General features: G+C 61.9%; 16 protein-coding genes, 1 tRNA gene and 1 pseudogene. 4 read left to right on the top strand and 14 right to left on the bottom strand.

The window, feature by feature from the left end; all coding sequences use genetic code 11:
• Positions 1–102: 102 nt before the first annotated feature.
• The gene (locus CWE16_RS09720; protein WP_131595051.1) at positions 103–621 is read left to right on the top strand and encodes a hypothetical protein; all 519 of its coding nucleotides are present in this window, start codon (positions 103–105) and stop codon (positions 619–621) included.
• On the opposite strand, the gene CWE16_RS09725 is transcribed toward CWE16_RS09720, so the two are convergent.
• From CWE16_RS09725 to CWE16_RS09735, 3 genes are read right to left on the bottom strand one after another with little or no spacing between them, the layout of a single operon-like run.
• The gene (locus tag CWE16_RS09725) at positions 602–2,518 is read right to left on the bottom strand and encodes an ABC-F family ATP-binding cassette domain-containing protein (protein ID WP_131595053.1); all 1,917 of its coding nucleotides are present in this window, start codon (positions 2,516–2,518) and stop codon (positions 602–604) included. The genes CWE16_RS09720 and CWE16_RS09725 overlap by 20 nt on opposite strands.
• Positions 2,515–3,168 carry a DUF2301 domain-containing membrane protein gene (locus CWE16_RS09730; protein WP_131595055.1) on the bottom strand — a complete coding sequence of 218 codons (654 nt, stop codon included), beginning with the start codon at positions 3,166–3,168 and terminating at the stop codon, positions 2,515–2,517. The genes CWE16_RS09725 and CWE16_RS09730 overlap by 4 nt, the downstream gene beginning before the upstream one ends.
• Complete coding sequence (locus CWE16_RS09735; RefSeq protein ID WP_131595057.1) at positions 3,165–4,160, bottom strand: glutathione S-transferase C-terminal domain-containing protein; 996 nt, start codon at positions 4,158–4,160, stop codon at positions 3,165–3,167. Before CWE16_RS09735 ends, CWE16_RS09730 begins: the two co-directional genes overlap by 4 nt.
• A gap of 55 nt (positions 4,161–4,215) precedes the next feature.
• Here CWE16_RS09735 and CWE16_RS09740 point away from each other — a divergent pair, with 55 nt between their 5' ends.
• Positions 4,216–5,175, top strand: a complete 960-nt coding sequence (locus tag CWE16_RS09740; RefSeq protein ID WP_131595059.1) for an aspartoacylase — start codon at positions 4,216–4,218, stop codon at positions 5,173–5,175.
• Here the strand turns inward: CWE16_RS09740 and CWE16_RS09745 are convergent.
• From CWE16_RS09745 to CWE16_RS12165, 4 genes are all read right to left on the bottom strand, one after another.
• Positions 5,154–5,525, bottom strand: a complete 372-nt coding sequence (locus tag CWE16_RS09745) for a hypothetical protein (protein WP_131595061.1) — start codon at positions 5,523–5,525, stop codon at positions 5,154–5,156. The genes CWE16_RS09740 and CWE16_RS09745 overlap by 22 nt on opposite strands.
• A 100-nt stretch (positions 5,526–5,625) precedes the next feature.
• Positions 5,626–6,003, bottom strand: a complete 378-nt coding sequence (locus tag CWE16_RS09750; protein WP_131595063.1) for a hypothetical protein — start codon at positions 6,001–6,003, stop codon at positions 5,626–5,628.
• Positions 6,004–6,096: 93 nt separating this feature from the next.
• On the bottom strand, positions 6,097–6,456 hold the full coding sequence (locus tag CWE16_RS09755; RefSeq protein WP_131595065.1) for a hypothetical protein: 360 nt from the start codon (positions 6,454–6,456) through the stop codon (positions 6,097–6,099).
• A gap of 32 nt (positions 6,457–6,488) precedes the next feature.
• Positions 6,489–6,629, bottom strand: coding sequence for a hypothetical protein (locus CWE16_RS12165; protein ID WP_164498757.1), 141 nt, complete (start codon positions 6,627–6,629; stop codon positions 6,489–6,491).
• A gap of 163 nt (positions 6,630–6,792) precedes the next feature.
• Between CWE16_RS12165 and psbA the strand changes: the two genes are divergently transcribed.
• Positions 6,793–7,872, top strand: coding sequence for a photosystem II q(b) protein (gene psbA, locus CWE16_RS09760; protein WP_007100687.1), 1,080 nt, complete (start codon positions 6,793–6,795; stop codon positions 7,870–7,872).
• 316 nt (positions 7,873–8,188) lie between these two features.
• On the opposite strand, the gene CWE16_RS09765 is transcribed toward psbA, so the two are convergent.
• Both CWE16_RS09765 and CWE16_RS09770 read right to left on the bottom strand, forming a co-directional pair.
• Positions 8,189–9,301: a DUF389 domain-containing protein gene (locus CWE16_RS09765; protein ID WP_131595067.1), complete on the bottom strand. Its 1,113-nt coding sequence runs from the start codon at positions 9,299–9,301 to the stop codon at positions 8,189–8,191.
• A gap of 75 nt (positions 9,302–9,376) precedes the next feature.
• Positions 9,377–9,449 (bottom strand) — tRNA-Thr (locus tag CWE16_RS09770).
• A 43-nt stretch (positions 9,450–9,492) separates the two neighbouring features.
• Here CWE16_RS09770 and CWE16_RS09775 point away from each other — a divergent pair.
• The gene (locus tag CWE16_RS09775) at positions 9,493–9,747 is read left to right on the top strand and encodes a DUF3493 domain-containing protein (RefSeq protein ID WP_131595069.1); all 255 of its coding nucleotides are present in this window, start codon (positions 9,493–9,495) and stop codon (positions 9,745–9,747) included.
• A 60-nt stretch (positions 9,748–9,807) separates the two neighbouring features.
• Here CWE16_RS09775 and CWE16_RS12300 read toward each other — a convergent pair.
• From CWE16_RS12300 to rimP, 5 genes and pseudogenes are all read right to left on the bottom strand, one after another.
• Positions 9,808–10,368, bottom strand: a pseudogene (locus CWE16_RS12300) (low-complexity tail membrane protein); the annotation flags it as partial.
• A 23-nt stretch (positions 10,369–10,391) separates the two neighbouring features.
• Positions 10,392–13,754, bottom strand: coding sequence for a translation initiation factor IF-2 (infB, locus tag CWE16_RS09785; protein WP_131595071.1), 3,363 nt, complete (start codon positions 13,752–13,754; stop codon positions 10,392–10,394).
• Between the two features lie 67 nt (positions 13,755–13,821).
• Positions 13,822–14,103 (bottom strand): YlxR family protein, encoded by a 282-nt coding sequence (locus CWE16_RS09790; protein WP_131456745.1) that lies wholly within the window; start codon positions 14,101–14,103, stop codon positions 13,822–13,824.
• The gene (nusA, locus tag CWE16_RS09795) at positions 14,100–15,491 is read right to left on the bottom strand and encodes a transcription termination factor NusA (protein ID WP_131595073.1); all 1,392 of its coding nucleotides are present in this window, start codon (positions 15,489–15,491) and stop codon (positions 14,100–14,102) included. Before nusA ends, CWE16_RS09790 begins: the two co-directional genes overlap by 4 nt.
• Positions 15,492–15,540: 49 nt before the next feature.
• Positions 15,541–16,008 (bottom strand): ribosome maturation factor RimP, encoded by a 468-nt coding sequence (gene rimP / locus CWE16_RS09800; RefSeq protein WP_131456749.1) that lies wholly within the window; start codon positions 16,006–16,008, stop codon positions 15,541–15,543.
• Positions 16,009–16,010 lie beyond the last annotated feature (2 nt).

Below are 16,010 nucleotides of genomic sequence, written 5' to 3' on the forward strand. Positions count from 1 at the left end.
CGATGGCGCTACGGGGGAAGGGTGCCACTGCCTTTCCGTAACAGGATGCTTGTCAGGGATCGCTCATTGGCGCTACCAGCTCAGTAGGGAGCAAGGGGGCGCATGGTTCGTATCAGGCATCGTCAAGGCCGCCACTTCATGGATGAGGAGGGGCGGATGTTCTGGATCAATGGGCCTGAGGCCTTCTGCTATCTCTCGGAGCAGAGGCAATGGCGATCAGGACTAACGTTTCTGGAAATCCTGGAATGGAAGCAATGCGCTCCTTCTGGGCTTGTCAGTCAGCGATTTGCCTCGCTCGTGCAGGCCTGTGAAGCCTTTGAACACAATCAGGTGATCTGGTCCCATGACCTTTACCTGAGACGGATGGGTGATCAGATGGCCCTGCATCGCTCTCTCGATGACTACAGGCCCACGGCGATGAAGCTGGCTGAGGCTGCCGGTGCGAGGGTTCTCCCGGCCCCCTGGGCCGTGGCGGGCCAGAGCCAGGCGCAGGTTGTTCTCTGCTGTGAATGGCCTGCACCATCTCGCTCCCAGGATCTGACTCATCCCAAGCGCAGACGGCGCAAGCGCAGCGGTTCACCTGTGTTGCAGACAGCTTCTTTCATGGAGCCAGTTCGCTGAGTTCCAGCCAGCGCTCTTCGGCTGACTCCAGCTGCTGGATCAATGCGGCCAGCTCCTCGCTCAGGCGGGTGAGGTCTTCTCCAGTCCCGCTACTCAGCGCGGCTTCCAATTTGCTTTTGCGTGCTTCGAGAGCTGGAAGCTCCCGGTCGAGAGCTTCCAGCTCTCGAGATTCCTTGAAACTGCGCCGTCGAGGAGTCGGGGCTGAATCGTTGGTCTGGCTCTCCTGCCGCAGGGTGGAGGTGGTGTCCTTGGTTTGGCGCTGTCCTGCGCTTGACCGCTCGTCTTGCCGACGTTGATCGAGAAAGGCGCTGTAGTTTCCCTCAAAGCGCTGCAGGCGCCCGTTCTCGAAGCAGAACAGGCGATCCACTGTGCGGTCGAGGAAATAGCGGTCGTGGGAGACCACCACGACGCAGCCCTGGAAGTCCTCTAGGAGATCTTCGAGGACGCTCAGCGTCTGCACATCGAGATCATTGGTTGGTTCATCAAGAAGCAGCACATTGGGGGCTTGGATCAACAGCCTGCAGAGGGTGAGGCGCCGCCGCTCACCTCCGGAGAGCTTGCTGATGGGGCTGTGCTGTTGGGCGGGAGGAAACAGAAAGCGTTCAAGTAACTGAGATGCACTGAGTTGTTCGCCCCCCAGGTCGATACGCGAAGCAGCTTCTTCCACGAATTCGATCACCTTCCGCTCCAGTCCACGTCCGCTGGTGAGGGCGTCGGTGTGTTGGTCGAGATAGCCGATGTGCACGGTGTCGCCGAGCCGCAGGCTGCCGCTGGTGGGTTCGCGGCGCCCGGCGATCAGGTCCAGCAGGCTCGATTTGCCGCTTCCGTTGGGGCCGATGATGCCGACCCTGTCCTCAGGGCTAAAGCTGTAGCTGAAGTCATCCAGCAGCACAGGCCCGTCGGGATGGCCATCGGCGGTGACCCTCAGGTTCTCAGCTTCGATCGCGATCTTGCCGATCCTTCGGCTGATGCTGGCCATGTCCAGCTGCGCCCGAGCCTGGCGGGAGGGTGCTTCCCGCATCGCCTCGATGCGTTGCAACCTCGCTTTCTGTTTGGTGCTGCGAGCTTTCGGGCCCTGACGCAACCAGGCCAGCTCCCGGCGCAGAACGCTTTTGAATTTTGCAGCGGAGGCGGCATCTGCTGCATCCTCTTCGGCCTTGCGCTGCAGATAGGTGCTGTAGTTCCCGTCGTAACTGCGTGCTTCGCCTCGATCCACCTCCACCATCCGGCGCGTGACGCGATCCAGCACATAGCGATCGTGGGTGACGAGCACCACAGCCCCTGGATAGCGGTCGAGCCATAACTGCAACCATTCCACCGCTGCCGCATCTAGATGGTTGGTGGGCTCATCCAGCAGCAGTACATCCGGGCAGGCCACCAGGGCCGATGCCAGACCCACCCGCTTGCGATACCCGCCGGATAGGTCTTCGACTGGGCGATGGAGATCACTGATACCAAGGCGCTGCAACACCTCTTGGCACTGCTGTTCGAGGCCCCATGCTTCCGATTCATCCATCTGTTGGCTGAGCTGTCCCAGCTCAGCCAACAAGGCACTGTCTTCGGGTGCTTCAGCCACAGCCTCGCTTAACGCCGAGAAGCGCAGCAGGAGCTCCCTTTTTTCTCCGCAGCCAGCCAGCACCTGTTCGAGCACGGTGAGACCGGGCTCTACGGCACTGTCCTGGCCCACCAGTTCGATCCGCAATCGCGGCGAGCAGCGTCGTTCTCCAGCACCGAGTGGTTCGATCCCGGCGAGCACCTTCAGCAGGGTCGATTTACCCGCGCCATTGGGTCCGATCAGGCCAAGCCGATCGCCCGCGGCCACGTGCAGTGTGAGCTCGGCGAAGAGGGTGCGGATTCCGAAATCCTTCGCTGCCCCCACCAGGCTGATCAGACTCACGCGCTTGAGGCCATCCGTTGTGCTTCCAGATAAGCAAACACGCTCTTATCCCCCACATCGGCAGCAACAGGGCCCCCAAACTTGCGCAGCGCTAGGACCAACATCAGCAGGGCCGCCAGAGTCATCACAGTGCCGGTGAGCGCCTCTGAGAGCAGTCCGCTCAGGTGCCCGAGTAGTCCCAGGGGTAGCAGCAGGGTGAGTCCGATCGCTTCCGGCCGGCGGAAGCAGAAGAACTCTTTGAAACCCACCCCAGTGAGGGCGGCGAACAGAGGACCGATCAGCCAGATCCAGAGTGGTTGCTGCGCCGCGACCTGGAGCATGGGCTCGGAACCGCTTCGCCACATCCAAACCAGAAGCCCAAAGCATCCCAGGCCCCAGAGGATCTGCAGAGCTCGATGCAGGCTGCGCAGGTAGATGTGAATCCAGCTCAGGGCCAGTCCCAGACTGGTGGCCATTGGCAGGAGCCAGAGGCCTGCGTGGCGTGGGCCCAGCAGGGCCCATTGCCCCATGGCTGCCGTGAAGCTGATGGCGCAGATCAGGAGACAGAAGCGATAACGCTGCACTTCCTTCGCATCACGCTCGGTGATCTGGTAGATGCCATAGACCCCCTCGAACGTTGTTTGTTCACCGTTGGCGGTGGAGGAGATCATGGGCAGGTGGGGGGCTGGGCCATGACCAGTCTGCTCAAGTCCTCGCCGGCTGGAATGATGCCCCCAGGGTTGAGTGGGAAGAGGGCTCCGAAGTAATCCTGCCGCCAGGCGTGGGCATCACAGGTGGCGGCTACTCCTGGCAGCTGGAAGAAGCGTTGTCGCCACTCCCAGAGTGCCGGCAGGGTCCATAGGGGCTGGGCCGTGCATCCGAACAGGGGGGCGTACACCATTTCCCATCGAATCATTGTTGGGAAGAGACGCACGTCAGCCAGGGTCAGCGCCTCGCCGCACAGCCAGGGACCCCCTCCAGTTTTGAGGGCAGATTCCACGGTTTTCAAGGCCTGGAAGAGAGCCTCACTGGCGTCCTGATAGGCCTGCTGGCTGCGGGCGAATCCACAGCGATAGACCCCGTCATTGACCGCTGGCTGCAGTCGTTGCTGCCAGATTTCGATGCTCTCCAGAAGCGGCTCCGGGGCTAGATCAGGAGCTCCTTGGGGGGCCGGCCAGCGCGCTAGCGCCACGCTGAGTTCGGCGCTGTCATTGCCAAGCAGAGCCGGTTCATGGGTTGCTGACTGGCATGGATCAACGAGGGCCGGCACTGTGGCTCGGTGTCTGGGACTGCAGCCGCAGTGTTGATACAGAGCCTGCAGGCTGTCGCAGCCCAGCCAGGCCGGTTCCAGGCTCCATCGCCCTTTCAGGTGATCGGCTTTAGCGATCACCAGCTCAAGACTCGGCTGCAGCTGCCGCAGCTGATGAATGAGCCAGGTGCGATGGGCCCATGGACAGCTGCGGCCGATGATCAGTCGCGCTCGGGTCTCATCGTTGCGGGCAAGCAGGTCGCTGGCCTCGGGTAGAACCACGTCATGGCGGTCGCTCGCGGGCCTGCGGTAGTGACCTTCTGCGTCGGCTGGGGCGAGTCCTTGCATCAGGCGTTGCCATTGCCAGTGCCAACCCGCGCGAGCAGTGGCAACGATCAGCGGGGGAACGGCCATGGCGCTTTCCTTTCATTCCATCCTCCGCCAGGCTGGAGGTCCTGGCTGGTGGTGCATGGCAGCCCCTCGAGTGTTGGTGGTCGCGGGCACCCACGGCAATGAGATCAACGGTCCATGGCTGCTCGAGCAATGGGAGACGCATCCAGACTTGCTTGATCGCAGGGGGCTGCAGGTCGAGACGGTGCTTGGCAACCCCGAGGCCTGCCGACTTGCCAGGCGCTACGTGGATCGTGACCTCAATCGCAGCTTCCGACCCGAATGGTTGGGTCTGGTCCCGGAATCTTTCTCCTCAGCCCCGCAGGATGTCCCCCTGGAGGTCCGCCGGGCCCGGGAGCTCATGGCTGCCTATGGGAGCTCTGGGTCTTTGCCCTGCAGCCTGGTGTTCGATCTGCACAGCACGACGGCTGCGATGGGGACCTCGCTGGTGGTCTATGGGCGCCGCCCGGCTGATCTGACCTTGGCAGCGGCGCTGCAGGAGCGGCTGGGGTTGCCGGTGTATCTGCATGAGGGTGATCAGGCTCAGCAGGGCTTTCTGGTGGAGCGCTGGCCTTGCGGACTGGTCGTTGAGATCGGCCCTGTGCCCCAGGGTGTTCGCTCTGCCCGCGTCGTCGAACAGACCCGGCTCGTACTCCAGGCAGCCTTCGATGTGACCCATGAAGCTGCTCACGGCTTACTGATCACCCCATCCGATCTGGTGGTGCATCGACATCTCGGCAGCATTGACGTTCCCCGCGATCCAGCCGGTCGCCCTGATGCCTGCATTCATCCACAGCTTCAAGGCCGGGATTGGCACCCGCTGCGTCTTGGTGATCCTCTGTTCTTGCGTGCCGATGGCGAGGTGATCCGCCATGGAGGCCCGGATGGGGTGGTGCCGGTATTCATCAATGAAGCGGCCTATGCCGAAAAAGCGATCGCCTTCAGTTTCACCAGCAGGGAACGGTGGCCCCTGGACCCATCGGGACCAGGGGCGCTCAGGGCTCTGCTGATGAGCGATCAGCGCGGGGAGCCGTTGTAAATCACCTGAACCACGCTGCGGCCATCAGGGGCGATCTGGATTTCGGATTCGGTGGTGGGCTGACTTCCGTTCTCCGGCCAGCCGGGCTTGCCGCCAAGGAAGCGGAAGGTGTAGCCCTGGCTGTTGTTGCTAATCAGGCACTGTCCGCCCCCTCCGGCTGTGTTGAACATGCAGGGCTGCGGCCGGTACGCGCTCAGACCACCGTTCTGGTTCACAACGGTGTTGCGAGCCAAGTTCAGGGCACGCACCTGGGAGGCTGGCACAGGGGCCTGTGCCTGAACCGGAGCGGAGAGGCTGAGCAAAGACGCGCCGCTGAGAGCAAGTGAGGCTGAGAGAAGACGGAAACCCATGGGTGATGTGAGGATCTCCCCCTCATTGATTGTTCGACTCCTCTCGGCTGTCAACTCAAGGCAATAACGCGCGCCCGATCCGGATCAGAGTGAACCTGGTTCAGCGCAGAGGACCGTTGTAAGGAACTGCCACGATGCTGTCTCCGCTGCGGGAGACCAGAACCTCAGTTTCCAATGAGGGATTGGCTGGAACCTGCTGTTGCCAGCCCGGTGCACCCCCCTTAAAGCGGAAGAGAAACCCCTGGGTGGATCGGGAGACAAGGCAAGTGGGCGCCCCGGTTTCGTACATGCAGCCGGCTGCCCTGTATCGGGACAGCCCCCCGTTGAGGGATTCCGCTCGCATTCGGGCCAGGTTTGCGGCCTTGGTTTGAGCGAGGGGAAGCGAGCTGCTGCTCTGAGCGTTCAGGGCGCCAGGACTGAGGGCCGCCAGGCCAAGGAGCAGGCCTGTGGCGAAGTGGAGCGTTCGTGTCTGGTTCATGGTCCCGATGATGCTTGGGCAGGGCGATCGTCATCTGACTGGCTGATGACCAAGCTGTGTCTGGGTACGACCGTTCGCCTTGGGGGGGATGGCCTACCCGCAGGCCCAGGTGGCCTGTTCCTTGGTGCAGGGCAGATCGCTTGTGCTGCCATCGGCCCAGTAGATCCTCAGGCGATCATCCACCGTGCCGAGGCGCAGGGTGAGTGATTTCACAGGGCCGGCGGGAGCTTTGCGATTCGGGTCGCCCGGTTGAGCACCCTGCTGGGCAAGCCGTCGCTCCAGTTGCTCGAGGCGTAACTCCAGACGATTGATCGCTTCAGCCTGTTGGCCTGCTTTGTGCGGTTGCGATTGCCTTTGACAGGCGCTGAGCCCAAGCAAGGCCAGTGCTAGGCCCGTGAGACCGACCAGGGGGGCGACACGGATTTGAGTTTTGGCACAGGCTCTGCTGAGCATGGACAAAGGATTGGTGCCCCCAGTCTGCGTGGTTACTGCGGGTTGACCAGTCGCTCGCTCCAGTAGATGACAGCCCCCTGGGCTTCGAGCTCATGGCGTCTGTGACGCGCTCGTTCGACAGGAACGGTCTCCTCGAGACGTCGCCCGGCATGAAGCCAGCGAATCAGAACCACTTGAGTCTCCAGAGACTTGACTTAAGAACCTTAAGTGATCCTGAAGCCCTTGCCCTTCTTCATGAACGGGAGCACTCACAGCTCAATGTTCCGTTACAGTCGTTTCTGGCAGGGCATCCCTGCCCTTCCGTAACCGCTCTTCGGAGCTTCGTTTCCCGTTCTCATGACCACCACCATTCAGCAGCGCTCCGGCGCCAATGGCTGGCAGTCCTTCTGCGAGTGGGTCACCTCCACCAACAACCGCCTCTACGTGGGCTGGTTCGGTGTGCTGATGATCCCCACCCTGCTGGCTGCCACCACCTGCTTCATCGTTGCCTTCATCGCAGCTCCCCCCGTCGACATCGACGGCATCCGTGAGCCCGTTGCCGGCTCCCTGATCTACGGCAACAACATCATCTCTGGTGCTGTTGTTCCTTCTTCGAACGCCATCGGCCTGCACTTCTATCCCATCTGGGAAGCTGCCTCCCTCGATGAGTGGCTCTACAACGGCGGTCCTTACCAGCTGGTTGTGTTCCACTTCCTGATCGGCATCTTCTGCTACATGGGCCGCGAGTGGGAACTCTCCTACCGCCTCGGCATGCGCCCCTGGATCTGCGTTGCTTACAGCGCTCCTGTGGCTGCTGCTTCTGCTGTGTTCCTGGTGTACCCCTTCGGTCAGGGTTCCTTCTCTGACGGCATGCCCCTCGGCATCTCCGGCACCTTCAACTTCATGCTGGTGTTCCAGGCTGAGCACAACATCCTGATGCACCCCTTCCACATGCTGGGTGTGGCTGGTGTGTTCGGTGGCTCCCTGTTCTCCGCCATGCACGGCTCCCTGGTGACCTCCTCCCTGGTCCGCGAGACCACTGAGAGCGAGTCCCAGAACTACGGCTACAAGTTCGGCCAAGAGGAAGAGACCTACAACATCGTGGCTGCCCACGGTTACTTCGGTCGCCTGATCTTCCAATACGCCTCCTTCAACAACAGCCGCAGCCTTCACTTCTTCCTGGCTGCCTGGCCTGTGGTCGGCATCTGGTTCACCGCCCTGGGCGTCAGCACCATGGCCTTCAACCTGAACGGTTTCAACTTCAACCAGTCCATCCTTGATGGTCAGGGCCGCGTCCTGAACACCTGGGCTGATGTGCTGAACCGTGCCAACCTCGGCATGGAAGTGATGCACGAGCGCAACGCTCACAACTTCCCCCTCGACCTGGCTGCTGCTGAGTCCACCCCCGTGGCTCTGCAAGCTCCCGCCATCGGTTGATCTGGAATCAACAACAGGTTCAGATCAACTGAACCGGAAAGCCCCCTCCTCGGAGGGGGCTTTTTGTTGTGTGCTCCTTGGTTTTAGTCCTTGTTCGCAAAGGATAGAAGCATCGTCTGAATGTCATCGCCACAGCAGCTTTCCGAGGTGGTGGCGAAAAGTTTGTGGACTGGCTGTAGAAGTGAAGGCAGAAATGCCGCATCGACAGCCAGGCATTACCCATGCCTGGTTTTGTGGTGAACACTGTGCGGAGCATTTCGACCACCAGCTCCAGTCTTGAAACGGCATTCGCTGGCATCTCGATGCCCCGATACCCTTAATCAGTGGTCTCGTCGAGAGTTGGCGGGGCAGTCAACTTTGGCAGAACATCAGGTTGCTGGTCAGATGGCAAGAGGTTGCTCGCTTTGGAGTTGTTCTCGTTGGGTGCTTCCTCCGGACCGACGACATCAACCGCCGTACGTTGCACTACCAGCTGAAAACGAAGCGATTGTCTTTTGTTGATCTCGTCCTGCACTGCTGAAACCTGTTTGAAGGTGGGCAGTCTTGGATCGGTGACGCGCACTAGTGCGCGAATCACTGGAGGGTTGCGCCCCCAGTCAATGTCGAGTCGCTCGAGATCGACGTTCTGTTGATCGCCAAAGGTCAGAGTTTCGCGGCGCAGAAAGGAAAGAATCGTGGAGCGGATCGCGTCGCGGGTGTTGTTTTGTCTTGCACGACCCAGCAGGTTGATGAAGCTGCTACCAAGCGGAATCAGCAACAAACCGGTGAGCGCGAAGTTCGCAGCACTGAGACGGCTGCGGCGAAGCTGCTGACGCAGCACCGGATCCTTCCAGGCCATGAGCACAAGCCCGCCGGTGAGGATGCCCATCAGGTTTGTGGCGAAAAGCAGGCCAGCGCCACTGGCCAGACTCCAGCGCTGATGGGAGATCAGCAGGCCCATCACGCAGATCGGTGGGACCAGAGCCACAGCAATCGCCGTGCCCGCCAGGGAACTGACGGCATCGCTGCGCAACTTCGCATAGGTGGCCAAACCACCGGCTACAAGGGCAATGCCTAGGTCAAGCAGATTGGGCGCAGTTCGCGCCGCCACTTCGCTTCCAAACTGAGGCAGCCCCACGCTGCTGCCCAGCAGGGCTGCCATCACCGTGGTGGTCAATACACCGATGAAGAGCGTGCGCAGGGCACGGCTCAGCAGACGTGCGTCGCCGAGCAGGATGGCAAAGGCTCCGGATCGGATGGGCATGATCCAGGGAGCAACCACCATGGCGCCGATGACCACAGCAGCGCTATTCGCAAGCAATCCGAGGGTGGCAATCAAGCTGGCTCCAATGGTGAGAACGATGAAGACCTCATCGAGCGCAGCATCCCGCCGGTAACTTCTGTGCAGCTCCTCCAGTCGTTTCAGCGGCTCGACCACGCTGCTTTTCATGACACTCCAGTACCAGCGTCATCAGTCTGGTCTTGCCCGAGAGCTTGGACGACGCATCCGGCGCCATTGGGGTGAAGCCGATGACCTGACTTGAACAGGCGACCCACGCTTTACGAAAGCGTTGCTCTACCGGCTGAGCTACATCGGCGACAACAGGAACTTAACATTTGAAGCTGCAGCGCTTTTGACGGTTGGGTCAGAACTCCAGGACATCCCTCGACCCTGACCTCAAGGAGCGACTTCTCAGGGAATCACGCACTCCCTGGCGGGGTCTTCGGCGACTCCTCTGGCTTGCTTTCTTCGCTTCCGGTGGGCTCGGACTTTTCGTCATGGGCTTCCGGGGCAGTGCCGGTGGGGATGTTGGTCTCAGTGACCTCGGAATTCAGATTGGAGCTGTTGTCCTCTTCGGCAGCCTGCTCTGGTTCGATCGAGACCGCGGCGTCTGAAGCATTCGCCGCCGCAGTGGCGGCGATCTGCACGTCCCAGTGGAGGTTCTCCAAGCGCAGTAGACCCAGGCCGACGGAGAGCCTGCGGGTCTGAAATTCGTTGTCATCCATAGGGCTGACCGCATCCAGTGCATTGGGATCGCAGGTCAGAAGCCAGATTGCTTGGATCAATTGCTGCCACTGCCAGAGCAGCATCGCCAGGATTGGGATGGCGACTAATAGACAGGTCAGTCGGCTGCTGCCTGCCAGGGGGGAGAGGTCTCGAACCAGCACGGCCGAGCTGTCAATCCACCGGAACAGGAAGAGAAGCACCAGGACTCCACTGGCAGCCAGTACACGGATCAGAGGGCTGCTTTGCAGGCTGCTGAGTTGACGCTGAACGCGGCTGCGGGAGTCTGGCCTGATGCGGACCAACAGCAGGGATCCCCAGTCAGCTGGCTGGCGCCACAGCAGAACCGCAGGGGCCAAGGCCCCAAGTGCCCAAGTCAAGAGCCGTTCCAGCACAGGCACGGGACCAAGATCCGATCCGGCGAGCACCAGCTGCAAAAGGATCAGCTCCAACGGGATGGCCCCGATGGCAAGGAGCTGAAGCCAGAGCAGTGGCTCGCTGCGGGAACTCACGGTCGGCAGTGGCGGGGTGGTGATCAGGTGCTGAGTTTTCGGCGCTGGGTAACCATCTTGAAGCCTTCAATACGGTCGCCCTCCTCCCAATTCGCAAAGCGATCACAGCCGATGCCGCATTCGAAGCCCGTGGCGACTTCTTTGACATCGTCTTTGTTGCGACGCAAAGAGTCGAGATCGCCCGCAAAGACAATTTCCTTGCCGCGATGGACACGAACCTTGCAGTTGCGTTGGAGCTTGCCCGTGGTGATGTAGCAACCGGCCACGGCGCTCTTGCCAATCGTGAAGACGGCACGCACTTCCGCTTCGCCCAGGGGCTCCTCGACCATTTCTGGTTCGAGCAGGCCCTCCATCGCCATCTGGATGTCCTCCAGCAGCTTGTAGATGACGTCATAGTCCCTGACGTCAACACCAGTGGCATCGGCAGCGCGCTTGGCACCAGATGCCATGGAGGTGTTGAAGCCCACGATGACCGCGCCCGATGCGGCAGCGAGATCCACGTCGGTTTCGGTGATCTCACCGGGAGCTGACAGCAGCACTCGCACCTGGACTTCGTCCTTCGGTAGCTGTTCGAGCGACCCGAGAATCGCTTCCACGCTGCCCTGAACGTCGGCTTTGAGGATGAGGTTGAGCTCCTTGAGCTCGCCCTCACTGGCTTGCCCGGACATTGCGGCAAGCGACACACGACGGGACGCCATCTGCTGGGCCAGCCGTGTGGCGCGGGCATCGGAGGCGCGATCGCCCACAACGGCGCGGGCGGATTTTTCGTCGGGATAAACCTCGAACTCATCACCAGCTGTCGGCACTTCGCTGAAGCCCAGGGCCTCGACCGCACAGGAGGGCCCTGCTTCCTTGAGACGATGCCCGGCGTCATCGACCATGGCGCGCACCTTGCCCAATACAGGCCCAGCCGCGACCACATCACCCGTACGCAGGGTGCCGTTCTGAATCAGCAGTGTGGCCACAGGACCCTTGGCTTTGTCCAAGTGCGCCTCGATCACGGTGCCCTTAGCCAGGCGATCGGGGTTGGCCTGCAGGTCTTCCACTTCGGTGACCAGGAGGATCATCTCGAGCAGCTTGTCGATGTTCTCGCCCTTGATCGCGCTCACGGGCACCATCACCACATCACCGCCCCATTCCTCGGCTAGCAGGTTCTGTTCCGAGAGTTCCTGCTTCACCCGGTCGGGAGATGCTCCTTCTTTGTCGATCTTGTTGATCGCCACCACGATCGGGACCTCAGCGGCCCGTGCATGGCTGATCGCTTCTAGGGTCTGGGGGCGGACGCCGTCATCGGCAGCAACCACCAGGACAGCAACGTCAGTCACCTTCGTGCCTCGGGCCCGCATGGCGGTGAATGCCTCGTGGCCAGGCGTGTCGAGGAAGGTGATCTTGCGGGGCTCTCCGCTGTGTTCGATCTCCACCTGGTAAGCACCGATGTGCTGGGTGATGCCTCCGGCTTCGCCTGCGGCCACCCTCGCTTTGCGAATGGCGTCGAGCAGGCTTGTTTTGCCGTGGTCCACGTGACCCATGACGGTGACCACGGGAGGGCGGCGAATCAGGTGGGCGAGATCCTCCTCCTCGATCATCTCGACCGTCTTCTTTGCGGCCTCCTCCACGTCGTCTTGGAGAACCGGCACACCGAACTCTTCGGCCACCGTCTCGATCGTGGGCATATCGAGGGTTTGTGTGACCGTGGCGATGATCCCCTTGAAGAACAGGGATTTGATGATCTCGGAACTCTCGACACTGAGCATGTCGGCCAGTTCCTGCACCGTGAGGTTGTCCTCCGGAACGATCAGCATCTCCGGGCGAACTTGCTTGGCTTCTCGCGCTGCACGCAGTTCCATCGCCCGGCGCCGTTGGCGCTGACGGGTGGTTTCCTTTTTGCGTTTCCGCATGGCCGCCACCGGCTTGGCTGCGGCTTTCTGCTGCGCTTTGGGTTTGGCCGGACGGGCCAGGCTGGCCGAAAGGACCATGGCCTGCTGTTCACCGGCGTAACCACCGGTTTCCGCCGTCAACGCATCATCGTTTTCACCAATGATGTGAACCTTCTGACGCTGCTTCTGAGGAGAGCGGCTGCGCAGAGCTTCCAGCTTGGCGCTGTCATCCCAGTCGGGGCGACCGGGTCGGCGCTGACCTCCAGCACCCGGGGCTGGTCTGTAACCAGGACGTCGAGGCGCTGAAGGTGGCTGAGCGGTGGGCCGAGCCACGGGAGGAGTGGCTTTGCTGTCACCGTCCGTTCCTCCACGCGGTGCAACCGGCGTGCCGTCGGGTCGACGGGGCGGGGGTGCCCCAGGACGCCCAGACGGCTTCTGAAGTTGCATGAGCTCGCCAGGGGCCACTGGCTTGCGCATGCCGCCAGGAGCTCCGGGGCGAATCGGTGCCGACGGGCGTCCGCCGCCATCGCGTCCGCCTGGGCCGGCCCCATCGCGTCGGATCGGCTTGCCGACCAGCTCGAGACCACCGCCAGAACGGGGCTGGCCGGGACGGGATGGCCCAGGACGTCCAGCACCGGGTCCACCTGCTCTGGCAGGAGTCGGTCGCTGGGGGGCGCTGGGGCGTGCGGGCGTTGCCGGTCGTTGGTTTTGGCTGCTGGCGGCGATAGGTCGGGGACTGACGCCAGGGCGCTGCGCCGGCGGACGCATGGGGGGATTTCCCTGGGCATTGCCGGGAGGATTGGCTCCGCGGGCAGGCTGGGGGCGGCCCACCAATTCCGGTTTGGCCACCGGACGCTGGGGCGGCGCCGTGGTGCGCTTCACCGGTGCGGGTGCGGCAGGCCGCCCAGCACTGGGAGCACCACTTTGGTTTTGGACAGGTCTGGGGGAAGGAACCGCAGGGCGAGGACTTGGTGTCGCCGGCCGTGTGTTCGAAACCGGCTTGCTCGCAGGGGCACTGGGGCGTGCCGGAGGTGCGCTCACCGCAGGTTTCACCACCTGAGGACGGGGTGTTGGCGCAGCAGCTGGCTTGGCCTGGGGCTCGCGGGCCACAGGCTGCTTCGGACTCGTGGGTTTCTGCACCCCTGGCTTCACCACCACGGGCTTCTGCTGCACCACTGGCTTCGCCGGGGGGGCTGGTTGGCGCGGAGCGGCGGGGCGGCTTGGGCTTGCCGCATCTCCTGCCGGCTGCGCAGGCTTGGCGCTGGGGCTGTCCGCTTTCCGCACGGAAAGGATCGCCTTGCCTGGAGCCGGTTTCGCAGGTGCTGCCGGTGCAGGCTTGCTGCCCTGCTTCAGCAATGAGCGGATCTTTGCTGCCTCGCCATCACTGATCGAGCTGCTGTGGCTCTTCGCCGCAATGGAAAGCTTTTCAGCAGCATCCAGCACGTCCTTGTTGTCCAGGCCCAAGTCCTTGGACAGCTCATAAATTCTGACTTTGCCGCTGCTGGTCATTCAGGTCAGGTCTCCGGTCGGTCAGGGCACGGTGTGCCCCGGGGCTCCACCCAGGTGGGGCCAATGGTCATCTTGCCTCAGCGGCCGTATCCCGTTGAAGGGTGAGCCGCTCCTGCAGCACCTCCACAACGCTGTCGGGCACCTGGCAACGCAGGGCTTTTTGCAGTCGTTTGCGGCGGCGTGCCTCTTCCAGACAGGCCTCCTGGGGGCAGAGGTAGGCGGATCGGCCCATCCCTGCGTCCAAGAGAACCCCATCCTGATGGTCGCGTACCACGCGCCAGAGCTGGCGACGATCGAGCAACTGGCGACAGGCGACACACCGTCGCAGGATGGGGCGATCGATGTTCACCGGGCTCCGTCCTCTTCGCTCACGGCCTGGGCGTCGTCGACGCCATCGACTAAGGCAACGTCTTCATAGGAGGCATCGGGGTCGTTGTCCTCATCATCCTCGGGCAGGGGATACAGCTCGCGCAGGCGTGCATCCTCGGCAGCTCGGGCTGCCTGTTCAGCGGCGAGGCGCTCTTCGGCTTCGCGCTGGAGGGCTTCCTCTTCTTCCCGTTGGGAAATCAGCTCAGACACAACCGCATCCTCTGCCGCCTGGTCGTATTCGGTGGAGTTCTTGATGTCGATCTTCCAACCCGTCAGACGGGCCGCCAGACGGACGTTCTGGCCTTCGCGCCCGATGGCAAGACTCAGCTGATCCGGGGGAACCAACACGTGCGCATGCTGTCCTTCAGGATCCACCAGTCGCACCACTTCAACCCGAGCAGGGCTGAGGGAATTGGCGATGTACTGGCTGGGGTCAGCTGACCAGCGGATCACATCGATCTTTTCGCCGCGCAGTTCGTTGACCACCTGCTGAATCCTGGAGCCTCGGGCACCGATGCAGGCGCCGACGGGATCCACTTCCCGTTCGATGCTGTCAACGGCGACCTTCGTGCGCGGGCCAACGGAACGGGATGGGGGATTGGCTTCTCTGGCCACCGCCACGATCCGCACCGATCCCTCCTGGATCTCAGGAACCTCGTTCTCGAAGAGGTAAACGACGAGTCCGGCGTTGGCGCGGCTCACGAACAACTGGGGACCACGACGGGGTACTTCACTGACTTCCTTCAGGAAGACCTTGAAGGTGGCATTGGCTCGATAGTTGTCGTTGGGCAGTTGGTCCCTGCGGGGTAACTCAGCTTCAACCTCCGGTCGGCCTAGGCCCGAGCTCACGGCCATGATCACCGACTGACGCTCGAAGCGGATCACTCGGGCGGTGAGGACGGGATCCTCCAGATCAGCGAATTCCTCCTGGATCATGCGCCGTTGCTGATCTCGGAGTTTCTGGGCAAGAACCTGCTTTGTGGTGGCTGCCGCCATGCGACCGAAGTCTTCCTTCTCAGGGGTGACATCGAGCACCACGGTGTCGCCCACCTGAGCGTCATCGGTCACCTGCATCACTTCGGCAAGGGCGATCTGGTGGTCTTCGCTTTCCACTTCTTCGACAATGATCTTGCTGGCCAGAACCCGGTAGCCCTCCTCCTCAAGGTCGAGGGCAACATCGAAGTTGCTGAAGTACTCCTCATCGAAAGGGTCTTCACTGATGCCCAGGTAGAGGGTGCGTCGATAGCGCTCGTAGCCTTTCAGCAGAGCTTCACGCAGGGCCGCTTCCACCACCTGAGGGGGGAGTTTTTTCTCCTCGCTGATGTCATCGATCAGGTTGGTAAGGCCAGGGAGAAGGACGAGAGCCATCGGGGGATTTCGAGAAGAAAAAAAGAGCGAGCGAGTGGGTGGAGGGGATTCAGCCGGTGGGGCTGATGAGTTGAACGGAGATCACAGAGGGTCTGGAAATGCGTTTGATGCGTCCCCGCACATTCACCTGCACGTGGTCGTCGTTGCGTTCGAGCAAGGAGCCTTGTTGCCGTTGCTCCCTGCCTTCGTCATCGCGATAGAGGACTTCAACCGGGTAGCTGCGGAACGTCTGGAAGTCCCGATCGCTCTGGAGCTGATCCCCGATGCCAGGGCTGCTGATCTCCAGAACATACGCCTCGGTGAGCAGAGCCTGCGACTCAAGTGCTTCTCCCATGGGTCCACTGAAGCCTGCGCAGTCATCAAGTGAGACGTCAGAACCATCTCCGCGACGAATCTGTACCTGCACCGTCATGGGTTGCAGGTGGGTGAGGATCTGAATGTCTGCCAGCTCAAAACCGTGCGCTGCAGCTGTGCTTGCAGCAACGGCAGTGATGTCAGGCAGGAGTGGATGGGGCAAGG

The organism is Synechococcus sp. BS55D (assembly GCF_004332415.1).
In the GTDB taxonomy this organism is placed as follows: Bacteria; Cyanobacteriota; Cyanobacteriia; order PCC-6307; family Cyanobiaceae; genus Synechococcus_C.

Bases quoted from the DNA above. Each gene is read 5' to 3' on its own strand.
- CWE16_RS09720 (WP_131595051.1), top strand. From the start codon at position 103: ATGGTTCGTATCAGGCATCGTCAAGGCCGCCACTTCATGGATGAGGAG.
- CWE16_RS09730 (WP_131595055.1), bottom strand. From the start codon at position 3,168: ATGATCTCCTCCACCGCCAACGGTGAACAAACAACGTTCGAGGGGGTC.
- CWE16_RS09735 (WP_131595057.1), bottom strand. From the start codon at position 4,160: ATGGCCGTTCCCCCGCTGATCGTTGCCACTGCTCGCGCGGGTTGGCAC.
- CWE16_RS09740 (WP_131595059.1), top strand. From the start codon at position 4,216: ATGGCAGCCCCTCGAGTGTTGGTGGTCGCGGGCACCCACGGCAATGAG.
- CWE16_RS09745 (WP_131595061.1), bottom strand. From the start codon at position 5,525: ATGGGTTTCCGTCTTCTCTCAGCCTCACTTGCTCTCAGCGGCGCGTCT.
- CWE16_RS09750 (WP_131595063.1), bottom strand. From the start codon at position 6,003: ATGAACCAGACACGAACGCTCCACTTCGCCACAGGCCTGCTCCTTGGC.
- CWE16_RS09755 (WP_131595065.1), bottom strand. From the start codon at position 6,456: ATGCTCAGCAGAGCCTGTGCCAAAACTCAAATCCGTGTCGCCCCCCTG.
- psbA (WP_007100687.1), top strand. From the start codon at position 6,793: ATGACCACCACCATTCAGCAGCGCTCCGGCGCCAATGGCTGGCAGTCC.
- CWE16_RS09765 (WP_131595067.1), bottom strand. From the start codon at position 9,301: ATGAAAAGCAGCGTGGTCGAGCCGCTGAAACGACTGGAGGAGCTGCAC.
- infB (WP_131595071.1), bottom strand. From the start codon at position 13,754: ATGACCAGCAGCGGCAAAGTCAGAATTTATGAGCTGTCCAAGGACTTG.
- nusA (WP_131595073.1), bottom strand. From the start codon at position 15,491: ATGGCTCTCGTCCTTCTCCCTGGCCTTACCAACCTGATCGATGACATC.